We start from the raw sequence: 10,754 nt of genomic DNA on the forward strand, positions 1-10,754 counted from the left end.
GAACTGACGCAAAGCAACTTCGCCGGCCAGCTCAAGGGCGAGCTGCCGCTGTTGGTGGACGTCTGGGCCGCCTGGTGCGGGCCCTGCCAGGCCTTCGCGCCGACCTTCGCCCAGGCCGCCAGCCAGCTGCAGGGCCGCTGCCGCCTGGGCAAGCTGGACAGCGAGGGCAATCCGCAGCTGGCCGGGCAACTGGGCATCCGCTCGATTCCCAGCCTGCTGCTGTTCAAGGGCGGCGTGGAGGTGGCGCGGCAGAGCGGCGCCCTGCCGCTGCCGCAGCTGCTGAGCTGGCTGCGCCAGCAGGGCATCTGAGCGACTCCCCCCGGGTTTCACCCAGGCTACGGAGCAGCCTTCCACAATGCGGTTAGCGCATATCCGCGAGCGATCACTGACAGGGCCTGAGCGGTTCGGTCAGTCCGCCGGGGCGCTGCGGTCAATTGCACGGGCCGCACCAAGCCTTAGTCTGGACAGACCCTCGCCAAGGAGTCGCGCCATGCCCCTGTCCATGGAACTCGCCCGCCAGCTCACCGAACAGCAGATCGCCTTCGTCCAGCGCAGCGGCCTCAAGGCCGAGGTGCTCGAACCCGGCTTCGTGCGCCTGCGCATGCCGCTGGCCGGCAACCAGAACCATATCGGCAGCATGTACGCCGGTGCGCTGTTCACCCTGGCGGAGATTCCCGGCGGCGCGCTGTTTCTCACCAGCTTCGACGCCGAGCGCTTCTACCCACTGGTCAAGGAGATGAACCTGAGATTCCGTCGCCCGGCCAGCGGTGACATCCGGGTCGAGGCGCGCCTGAGCACGGCCGAGATCGCCCGCCTGGAGGACGAGGCCGGACGCCTGGGCAAGGCCGAGTACCAGCTCGACCTGCAGCTGACCGACGGCGCCGGCGAGGTGGTCGCCGAGAGTCGCGGGCATTACCAATTGCGGTTACGCTGAGCCTCGACCTTGCCATAAGTCAAAAGAACGGCTAATTGAACAGGCACAATAAAATTGCCGACTGGTATCGGCAGGAGAGCCGTCGCCATGTTCCATCACATTCTTATCGCCCACGACCTGCGCGACACCGCCGACATGGCCCTGTGCCGCGCCACCCAACTCGCCCGCCAGCACGGTGCCCGCCTGACCCTGCTGCACGTGCTCGACCCCAGCCAGAGCAGCGAGCAGCACGAGAAGGCGCGCCAGGCGCTGGACCGCAGCCTGACCCAGTACGCCCCACCCGGCAGCGAGCTGCGCATGCTCAGCGGCAAGCCCTCGGAGGTGGTGCTGCAGGAGGTGCAGGACAGCGGCTGCGACCTGCTGGTGCTCGGCGGCCACCACCAGCGCCACGATTTCTTCTCCGGCACCAGCCTGGATCGCATCGCCCGCCGTTGTACGGTGCCGCTGCTGCTGGTGGCGCGCAACGACTTCGCCCCCTACCGACACGCCCTGGCCGCCATCGACTTCTCCCTGTGCGCCTGCAGCGCCCTCGGCCAGGCCTATCGCCTGCTGCCGGGCGACGCCGAGCTGCACGCCCTGCATGTGTTCGAGCCGGACAAGGGCACGCCCAAGGAGGTGCAGCTGCAACTGCAGACCCAGCAGGGGCTGATCGACCAACTGCTGCAGGACGAGGCGCAGAACCTGCCGCCCGGCGGCCCGACGCTGACTCACGAGGTGATCCAGGGCGGCATCCTGCGCTGCCTGCAGGAGCAGATCAAAACCCGCCGCAGCGAGCTGCTGGTGCTCGGCAGCCACGGCCGCAGCGCGCTGTCCCAGGCCCTGCTCGGTAGCCTGGCGCAGCATTTTCTGCACAAAGCGCCGTGCGACGTATTTGTGGTGCGTTAAGGCCAGCGACAAACGAAAAAGGCGCCTCCAGGCGCCTTTTTCATTCTCAACCGGCGTTGAGCAGGTCGTGCAGTTCGACGAACTGCTGGGTCAGCTTGTGCCGCGCATCCAGATGGATCAGCGGTGTGCACACCTGGTGCGATTCGCGCATCTTCACCGAGCTCATCAGGTTCACCGGCAGCACCGGCAGGCCCTCGGCAATCAGCTCGTCGAGCAGCTGCTGCGGCAGGGTCGCACGCGGCTGGAACTGGTTGACCACTATGCCCTCCACCTCCAGGCCGTCGTTGTGATCGTCCTTGAGCTCCTCGATCTCAGCCAGCAGGCCGTACAGGGCATTGCGCGAGAAGCTGTCGCAATCGAAGGGAATCAGCACGCGATCGGCCGCGATCAGCGCGGAAACCGTGTAGAAATTCAGCGCCGGCGGGGTGTCCAGGTAGATCTGGTCGTAGTCCTCGGCCAGCTCGTCGAGCAGTTTGCGCAGCTTGTTGATCTTGTGCTTCTGCTCCAGCTTGGGCTGCAGCTCGGCCAACTCGGCGGTGGCGGTGACCACGTGCAGGTTGTCGAACGGCGTCTCGTAGATGTCCACCTTGCCCTTCTTGGCGAAGGGACCGCTGGCCAGGGTCTGCTTGAAGAAGTCGGCGATGCCCATGGGAATGTCCTCGCCGGTCAGGCCGGTGAGGTAATGGGTCGAGTTGGCCTGGCTGTCGAGGTCGATCAGCAGGGTGCGATAGCCCTGAGACGCGCTGACCGCCGCCAGGTTGCAGGCGATGCTGGACTTGCCCACGCCGCCTTTCTGGTTGAACACCACACGCCGCATCTCACACCTCCCTGAGCCTCAGATGGCCTTGGATTCTATGCAAAGCCCGTGACAAGCGCGAGGAACTTGCCCGGCCGATAGCAAAGAGGCCGCTTGCGCGGCCCCTGTTCTGCTTACTGGTGGTACTGCGCCGACAGCTCGTGCACCGCCTCGAAGAAGGCGCCGGCATGGGCCGGGTCGACCTCCGGGGTAATGCCGTGGCCGAGGTTGAACACATGGCCGCTGCCCTGCCCATAGGCGGCGAGGATGCGCGCCACCTCGGCACGGATCGCCGCCGGGTTGGCGTACAGCACGCTCGGGTCCATATTGCCCTGCAGCGCCACCTTGGCGCCGACGCGGGCGCGGGCGCTGCCGATATCGCAGGTCCAGTCCAGGCCCAGGGCCTCGGCGCCGCTATCGGCCATGGATTCCAGCCACAGGCCGCCGCCCTTGGTGAACAGGATCACCGGCACCCGGCGGCCGTCGTGTTCGCGGATCAGGCCGTCGACTATCTTCCGCATATAGGCCAGGGAGAATTCCTGATAGGCCGCCGCCGACAGCGAACCGCCCCAGGAATCGAAGATCTGCACCGCCTGGGCGCCGGCCTTGATCTGCCCGTTGAGGTAGGCGGTGACCGCCTGGGCCAGCTTGTCGAGCAGCGCGTGCATGGCCTGGGGGTTGTCGTAGAGCATCGCCTTGGACTTGCGAAAATCCTTGCTGGAGCCGCCTTCGACCATATAGGTGGCCAGGGTCCAGGGGCTGCCGGAGAAGCCGATCAGCGGCACGCGGCCGTTCAGCTCGCGGCGGATGCCGCGCACCGCGTCCATCACGTAGCCCAGGTCCTGCTCGGCATCCGGGATCGGCAGCGCCTCGATATCGGCCAGGCTGCTGATCACCTTCTTGAACCGCGGGCCTTCGCCGGTCTCGAAATACAGGCCCTGGCCCATGGCATCGGGAATGGTGAGGATGTCGGAAAAGAGGATCGCCGCATCCAGCTGCGGGTAGCGGTCCAGCGGCTGGATGGTGACTTCGCAGGCCAGTTCCGGGTTTTTCATCAGGTTGACGAAGTTGCCCGCCTTGGCGCGGGTGGCGCGGTATTCCGGCAGGTAACGACCGGCCTGGCGCATCATCCACACCGGGGTGACGTCCACGGGTTGCTTGAGCAGGGCGCGAAGGAAGCGATCGTTCTTCAGGGCGGTCATGGCAGAGTCCTAGAAAAAAGTGCGGGCATTTTCGCAGAGCGCCAAACAAAAGGCACGGCGAGTGCCGTGCCTTTTGTCCATCGGGTCAATTTGTCGCGGGCAGGCCCTGACGCAATCGATCAGACGCCGAGGTAGTCGAGGATGCCTTCGGCGGCGTTGCGCCCTTCGAAGATCGCCGTCACCACCAGGTCCGAGCCCCGCACCATGTCGCCACCGGCGAAGATCTTCGGGTTGCTGGTCTGGTGCTTGAACTGGTTCTGCTCCGGCGCCACCACGCGGCCCTGGCTGTCGGTCTGGATCTCGAATTGCTCGAACCAGGGCGCCGGGCTCGGACGGAAGCCGAAGGCGATCAATACGGCCTCGGCCGGGATGATCTCCTCGGAGCCCGGGATCGGCTCGGGGCTGCGGCGGCCACGGGCATCCGGCTCGCCGAGACGGGTTTCGACCACCTTGACGCCTTCGACCTTGTCCTCGCCGACGATGGCGATGGGCTGGCGGTTGAACAGGAACTTCACGCCCTCTTCCTTGGCGTTCTTCACTTCCTTGCGCGAGCCCGGCATGTTCTCTTCGTCGCGGCGGTAAGCACAGGTCACCGCCTTGGCGCCCTGGCGGATGGAGGTGCGGTTGCAGTCCATCGCGGTGTCGCCACCGCCGAGCACCACCACGCGCTTGCCCTTCATGTCGACGAAGTCTTCCGGCGACTTCTCGAAGCCCAGGTTGCGGTTGACGTTGGCGATCAGGAAGTCCAGCGCATCGTGCACGCCCGGCAGGTCTTCGCCGGGGAAGCCGCCCTTCATGTAGGTGTAGGTGCCCATGCCCATGAACACGGCATCGTACTCATCCAGCAGCTGCTGCATGGTCACGTCCTTACCGATCTCGGTGTTCAGGCGGAACTCGATGCCCATGCCGCTGAAGACTTCGCGACGACGGCTCATCACGGTCTTTTCCAGCTTGAACTCGGGGATGCCGAAGGTCAGCAGGCCGCCGATTTCCGGGTTCTTGTCGAACACCACCGGGGTCACGCCGTTGCGCACCAGCACGTCGGCGCAGCCCAGGCCGGCCGGGCCGGCGCCGATCACCGCGACGCGCTTGCCGGTCGGCTTGACCTTGGACATGTCCGGGCGCCAGCCCATGGCAAACGCCGTGTCGGTGATGTACTTCTCCACCGAACCGATGGTCACCGCGCCGAAGCCGTCATTGAGGGTGCAGGCACCCTCGCACAGCCGATCCTGCGGGCACACGCGGCCGCAGACTTCCGGCAGGGTGTTGGTCTGGTGCGAGAGCTCGGCGGCGGCGAGGATGTTACCCTCGGACACCAGCTTGAGCCAGTTGGGAATGAAGTTGTGCACCGGGCACTTCCATTCGCAATAGGGGTTGCCGCAGCCCAGGCAGCGGTGCGCCTGGTCTGCAGCTTGCGCCGGCTTGAAGTTGTCGTAGATCTCGACGAACTCCTTCTTGCGCTGACGCAGCAGTTTCTTCTTCGGGTCTTTGCGCCCGACTTCGATGAACTGGAAGTCGTTATTCAGACGTTCAGTCATTGCATTACCTCATCAAACCACTTCAGGCGCATTCTTATTGCGGGTTGGCACGGGTGCTGGACAGCAGCGACTTCAGGCTCGCGGCTTTCGGCTTGACCAGCCAGAACTTGCGCAGATAGTCGTCCAGGTTTTCCAGCAGGTTGCGACCCCATTCGCTGGCGGTTTCCTCGACGTATTCGGCGAGGACGCGCTGCAGGTGGCTACGGTAGGCCTCCATGGCTTCGCTGTTGATGCGCTGGATTTCCACCAGCTCGTGGTTGACGCGGTCGTAGAAGCCGTTGTCCAGGTCGAGCACGTAGGCGAAGCCGCCGGTCATGCCGGAACCGAAGTTGTAGCCGGTCTTGCCCAGCACGCAGACGAAGCCGCCGGTCATGTACTCGCAGCAGTGGTCACCCACGCCTTCCACCACCGCATGGGCGCCGGAGTTGCGCACGGCGAAACGCTCGCCGGCGGTGCCGGCGGCGAACAGCTTGCCGCCGGTGGCGCCGTACAGGCAGGTGTTGCCGATGATGGCCGAGTCCTGGGTGGCGAACGGGCTGCCCTTGGGCGGTACTATCACCAGCTTGCCGGCGGTCATGCCCTTGCCGACGTAGTCGTTGGCGTCGCCTTCCAGGTGCAGGTTGAGGCCACCGGCGTTCCATACGCCGAAGCTCTGCCCCGCAGTACCCTTGAAGCGGAAGGTGATCGGCGCGTCGTTCATGCCCTGGTTGCCGTGCAGCTTGGCGATCTCGCCGGACACGCGTGCGCCGATGGAGCGGTCGCAGTTGCAGATGTCCAGCGCGAACTCGCCGCCGCTGCGGCCGTCGATCGCCGACCTGGCCAGCTCGACCATCTTCTCGGCCAGCTCACCCTTGTCGAACGGCGGGTTCTTCTCAACCTGGCAGAACTGCGGCTTGTCGGCCGGGATATGCGCGCTGGCGAGCAGCGGGGACAGGTCCAGGTTGCCCTGCTTGGCGGTCTCGCCCGGCAGCATCTCGAGCAGATCGGTGCGCCCGATCAGCTGCTCCAGGCTCGACACGCCGAGCTTGGCCAGCCACTCGCGGGTTTCCTCGGCGACGTAGGTGAAGAAGTTCATCACCATCTCGACGGTACCGATGAAGTGGTCCTTGCGCAGCTTGTCGTTCTGCGTGGCCACGCCGGTGGCGCAGTTGTTCAGGTGGCAGATGCGCAGGTACTTGCAGCCCAGGGCGATCATCGGCGCGGTGCCGAAGCCGAAGCTCTCGGCGCCGAGGATGGCCGCCTTGATCACGTCGAGGCCGGTCTTCAGGCCGCCGTCGGTCTGCACCCGCACCTTGCCGCGCAGGTCGTTGCCGCGCAGGGTCTGGTGGGTCTCGGCCAGGCCCAGTTCCCAGGGCGCACCGGCGTAGCGGATGGAGGTCAGGGGCGAGGCGCCGGTGCCGCCGTCGTAGCCGGAAATGGTGATCAGGTCGGCATAGGCCTTGGCCACGCCGGCGGCGATGGTGCCGACACCGGCCTCGGCCACCAGCTTGACCGACACCAGCGCGGCCGGGTTGACCTGCTTGAGGTCATAGATCAGCTGCGCCAGGTCCTCGATCGAGTAGATGTCGTGGTGCGGCGGCGGCGAAATCAGGGTCACGCCCGGCACCGCGTAGCGCAGACGGGCGATCAGGCCGTTGACCTTGCCGCCCGGCAGCTGGCCGCCCTCGCCGGGCTTGGCGCCCTGGGCCACCTTGATCTGCAGCACTTCGGCGTTGACCAGGTATTCCGGGGTGACGCCGAAGCGGCCGGTGGCCACCTGCTTGATCTTCGAGCTGCGCACGGTGCCGTAGCGGGCCGGGTCTTCGCCGCCCTCGCCGGAGTTGGAGCGCGCGCCGAGGCGGTTCATCGCCTCGGCGATGGCCTCGTGGGCCTCCGGCGACAGCGCGCCGAGGGAGATGCCGGCGGAGTCGAAGCGCTTGAGGATGGCCTCCAGCGGCTCGACCTGATCCAGCGCCAGCGGCTGCTCGGCGGTCTTGACCTTGAGCAGGTCGCGGATCATCGACACCGGGCGGTTGTCCACCAGCGCCGAGTATTCCTTGTACTTGGCGTAGCTGCCCTGCTGCACGGCGGCCTGCAGGGTGCTGACCACGTCCGGGTTATAGGCGTGGTACTCGCCGCCGTAGACGAACTTGAGCAGACCGCCCTGCTGGATGGCCTTGCGGTTGTTCCAGGCCTCGGCCGACAGCAGCTTCTGCTCGCTCTCGATGTCGACGAAGCGCGCGCCCTGGATGCGGCTGGCGACGCCGCGGAAGCACAGCTCGGTGACCTCGTCGGCCAGGCCGACGGCCTCGAACAGCTGGGCGCCGCGGTAGGAGGCGACGGTGGAGATGCCCATCTTCGACAGGATCTTCAGCAGGCCCTTGGAGATGCCCTTGCGGTAATGCTTGAACACTTCGTACAGATCGCCCAGCACTTCGCCGGTGCGGATCAGGTCGCCCAGCACTTCATAGGCCAGGAACGGATACACCGCCGAGGCGCCGAAGCCCAGCAGCACCGCATAGTGGTGCGGATCGCGCGCGGTGGCGGTCTCGACCAGGATGTTGCAGTCGCAGCGCAGGCCCTTCTCGGTCAGGCGGTGATGCACGGCGCCGGTGACCAGCGCGGCATGCGCCGGCAGCTTGCCCGGGGCGATGTGGCGGTCGGACAGCACCAGTAGTACCTTGCCACTGCGCACCGCCTCCTCGGCCTGGTCAGCCATGTTGCGTACGGCGGCCTCCAGACCGATCGACTCGTCGTAGTTCATGTCGATCAGCTGGCGCTCGAAGCCCGGGCGATCCAGGTTCATCAGCGCGCGCCACTTGGCCGGGGAGATCACCGGGCTGCTGAGGATGACGCGGGCGGCATGCTCGGGCGACTCCTGGAAGATGTTGCGCTCGGCGCCGAGGCAGATCTCCAGGGACATGACGATGGCTTCGCGCAGCGGGTCGATCGGCGGGTTGGTGACCTGGGCGAACTGCTGGCGGAAATAGTCGTAGGGCGAACGCACGCGCTGGCTGAGCACCGCCATCGGGGTGTCGTCGCCCATCGAGCCGACCGCCTCCTGGCCCTGCTCGCCGAGCGGGCGCAGCACCTGGTCACGCTCCTCGAAGGTGACCTGGAACATCTTCATGTACTGCTTGAGCTGGTCCGGGTCGTAGAAGGGCGAGCCGTGGTCGCGGTCTTCCAGGGTGGCCTGGATGCGCTGGGCGTGCTTGCGCAGCCACTGCTTGTAGGGGTGGCGCGATTTCAGGCGGTTGTCGATGTCGTCGGTGGACAGCACCTGGCCGGTCTCGGTATCGACGGCGAGGATCTGCCCCGGGCCGACGCGGCCCTTGGCGATGACGTCTTCCGGCTTGTAGTCCCACACGCCGATTTCCGACGCCAGGGTGATGTAGCCGTTGCTGGTGGTGACCCAGCGCGCCGGACGCAGGCCGTTGCGGTCGAGCAGGCACACGGCATGGCGACCGTCGGTCAGCACCACGCCGGCCGGACCGTCCCAGGGCTCCATGTGCATGGAGTTGTATTCGTAGAACGCGCGCAGGTCGGCGTCCATGGTCTCGACGTTCTGCCAGGCCGGCGGAATGATCATGCGCACGCCGCGGAACAGGTCGATGCCGCCGGTGACCATCAGCTCGAGCATGTTGTCCATGCTCGAGGAGTCGGAGCCGACGCGGTTGACCAGCGGGCCGAGCTCTTCCAGATCGGGGATCAACTCGTTGGCGAACTTCAGGCGACGGGCCTGAGCCCAGTTGCGGTTGCCGGTGATGGTGTTGATCTCGCCGTTGTGGGCGAGGAAGCGGAACGGCTGCGCCAGCGGCCATTTCGGCAGGGTGTTGGTGGAGAAGCGCTGGTGGAACACGCAGATCGCGGTCTGCAGGCGCTCGTCGCCCAGATCCGGGTAGAACTGCTGCAGGTCCGCCGGCATCATCAGGCCTTTGTAGATGATGGTCTTGTGCGAGAAGCTGCAGATGTAGTGATCGGCGTCGGCGGCGTTGGCCACCGAGGAACGGCGACGGGCGCTGAACAGCTTGATGGCGAACTGCTGATCGGACAGCCCTTCGCCGCCGACGAACACCTGCTCGATGATCGGCAGACGCTCCAGTGCCAGCTGGCCGAGCACGCTGGTATCGATCGGCACCTTGCGCCAGCCGATCAGCTGCAGGCCGGCCGCGAGGATCTCGCGGTTCATGTTCTCGCGAGCGGCCTCGGCCTTGGCCGGGTCCTGGTTGAAGAACACCATGCCCACGGCATACTGCGTCGGCAGTGCGACGCCGAAAGACTCCTGGGCCACGGCGCGCAGGAACAGATCCGGTTTCTGGATCAGCAGACCACAGCCGTCACCGGTCTTGCCGTCGGCGTTGATGCCGCCGCGGTGGGTCATGCAGGTAAGGGCCTCAATGGCGGTCTGCAGCAGGTGATGGCTCGCCTCACCTTGCATATGGGCGATCAAGCCGAAGCCGCAGTTATCCTTGAACTCATCAGGACGGTACAAACCTGCTTTCATAGGGGAAACTCTCACCAGGCTGCCTAGACTTCAGGCAAATTGCTTTCTAATTCAACCACTTACCTTGCACGCACGGGCATGCACCAGCTTTGCGCAGGCAAAAGGGAGGTCATTGTACATATCCGCCTAGGCCGTCACAAATCTTCGTGACGAGGCGATGAAAACTTATGTCGCGAAAACGAAGGATAAGACCGCCAGGTCGTGCTAAAGACCCAGCGGTCACTCCGAAGCAGCGGGCTAGCGGCGCATTTCCTGCTGAATGCTGCCCAGGGTGCGCGGCCAGGGCTTGCCCGCCTGCAACTTGGCCGGCAGCGTCTTGACCGCCGCCTGGGCGGCATCGCGGCTGGCGAAACTACCATAGGTCAGCACGAACAGCGGCTGCCCCTGGTGCACTTTCTTGAAGTAGCGGTAGTCGCCGCCACCTTCGCGCACCAGCGCCTGGATATTGGCCTCCGAGCGCGAGCCGAGAATCTGCAGGGCGTAACGCGAAGCCGGCTGCTGGGCATACCAGTCGCCCGTTGCCGTAGCGCCCTGGGCGGGCTTGACCGGAGCAGGCGTAGGGGCCGGCGCAGCAGGCTTGGCGACCGCCACCTCCGCCGGCTTGGGCACCGCAGATGCCGGTGCAGGTGCAGGTGCAGGTGCAGGTGCAGGTGCAGGTGCAGGTGCAGGTGCAGGTGCAGGTGCAGCAACGATTGGAGCGGCCGGCGCCACGACTGTCGAGGGCGCCGGCACGACGGGCGCGGCCGGCGGCTCGAAGCCATCCAGCTCCTCGCCTGCCGCTTCCGCCAGAGGCTGACGAATCACTGCCTGCGATTCCCCCACCAACGGCAGAGGCAGCGGCTGACTGGCGCCGGCGAACTCGATGGCCGGCGCCTTGCTCTCGACCACCGGCGCCTCGGCAGGCGCCTCGACTACC

General features: G+C 65.9%; 8 protein-coding genes. 3 read left to right on the forward strand and 5 right to left on the reverse strand.

Annotation, left to right across the window (positions count from 1 at the left end):
- The 3 genes from N878_RS03120 to N878_RS03130 all read left to right on the forward strand — a co-directional run.
- The coding region (locus N878_RS03120; RefSeq protein ID WP_021442232.1) for a co-chaperone YbbN at positions 1 to 309 on the forward strand (309 nt) is incomplete at its 5' end.
- Positions 310 to 490: 181 nt separating this feature from the next.
- Complete coding sequence (locus N878_RS03125; RefSeq protein ID WP_021442233.1) at positions 491 to 934, forward strand: YiiD C-terminal domain-containing protein; 444 nt, start codon at positions 491 to 493, stop codon at positions 932 to 934.
- An 87-nt stretch (positions 935 to 1,021) separates the two neighbouring features.
- Positions 1,022 to 1,819: a universal stress protein gene (locus tag N878_RS03130; protein ID WP_021442234.1), complete on the forward strand. Its 798-nt coding sequence runs from the start codon at positions 1,022 to 1,024 to the stop codon at positions 1,817 to 1,819.
- A gap of 46 nt (positions 1,820 to 1,865) precedes the next feature.
- Here the strand turns inward: N878_RS03130 and N878_RS03135 are convergent, their stop codons facing one another.
- From N878_RS03135 to N878_RS03155, 5 genes are all read right to left on the reverse strand, one after another.
- Positions 1,866 to 2,636, reverse strand: coding sequence for a ParA family protein (locus tag N878_RS03135; RefSeq protein ID WP_021442235.1), 771 nt, complete (start codon positions 2,634 to 2,636; stop codon positions 1,866 to 1,868).
- A gap of 113 nt (positions 2,637 to 2,749) precedes the next feature.
- On the reverse strand, positions 2,750 to 3,817 hold the full coding sequence (hemE, locus tag N878_RS03140; RefSeq protein ID WP_021442236.1) for a uroporphyrinogen decarboxylase: 1,068 nt from the start codon (positions 3,815 to 3,817) through the stop codon (positions 2,750 to 2,752).
- 119 nt (positions 3,818 to 3,936) lie between these two features.
- On the reverse strand, positions 3,937 to 5,355 hold the full coding sequence (locus tag N878_RS03145; RefSeq protein WP_021442237.1) for an FAD-dependent oxidoreductase: 1,419 nt from the start codon (positions 5,353 to 5,355) through the stop codon (positions 3,937 to 3,939).
- Between the two features lie 34 nt (positions 5,356 to 5,389).
- Positions 5,390 to 9,838 carry a glutamate synthase large subunit gene (gene gltB, locus N878_RS03150; protein WP_031302681.1) on the reverse strand — a complete coding sequence of 1,483 codons (4,449 nt, stop codon included), beginning with the start codon at positions 9,836 to 9,838 and terminating at the stop codon, positions 5,390 to 5,392.
- Between the two features lie 237 nt (positions 9,839 to 10,075).
- On the reverse strand, positions 10,076 to 10,754 hold a 679-nt coding region (locus tag N878_RS03155; protein WP_031302682.1), incomplete at its 5' end, for an SPOR domain-containing protein.

The sequence above is a fragment of the Pseudomonas sp. EGD-AK9 genome, assembly GCF_000465935.2.
In the GTDB taxonomy this organism is placed as follows: Bacteria; Pseudomonadota; Gammaproteobacteria; order Pseudomonadales; family Pseudomonadaceae; genus Aquipseudomonas.

Excerpts from the sequence above, each read along its gene's own strand:
- N878_RS03125 (WP_021442233.1), top strand. The coding sequence starts at position 491 with ATGCCCCTGTCCATGGAACTCGCCCGCCAGCTCACCGAACAGCAGATC.
- hemE (WP_021442236.1), bottom strand. The coding sequence starts at position 3,817 with ATGACCGCCCTGAAGAACGATCGCTTCCTTCGCGCCCTGCTCAAGCAA.
- N878_RS03135 (WP_021442235.1), bottom strand. The coding sequence starts at position 2,636 with ATGCGGCGTGTGGTGTTCAACCAGAAAGGCGGCGTGGGCAAGTCCAGC.
- N878_RS03145 (WP_021442237.1), bottom strand. The coding sequence starts at position 5,355 with ATGACTGAACGTCTGAATAACGACTTCCAGTTCATCGAAGTCGGGCGC.
- N878_RS03130 (WP_021442234.1), top strand. The coding sequence starts at position 1,022 with ATGTTCCATCACATTCTTATCGCCCACGACCTGCGCGACACCGCCGAC.
- gltB (WP_031302681.1), bottom strand. The coding sequence starts at position 9,838 with ATGAAAGCAGGTTTGTACCGTCCTGATGAGTTCAAGGATAACTGCGGC.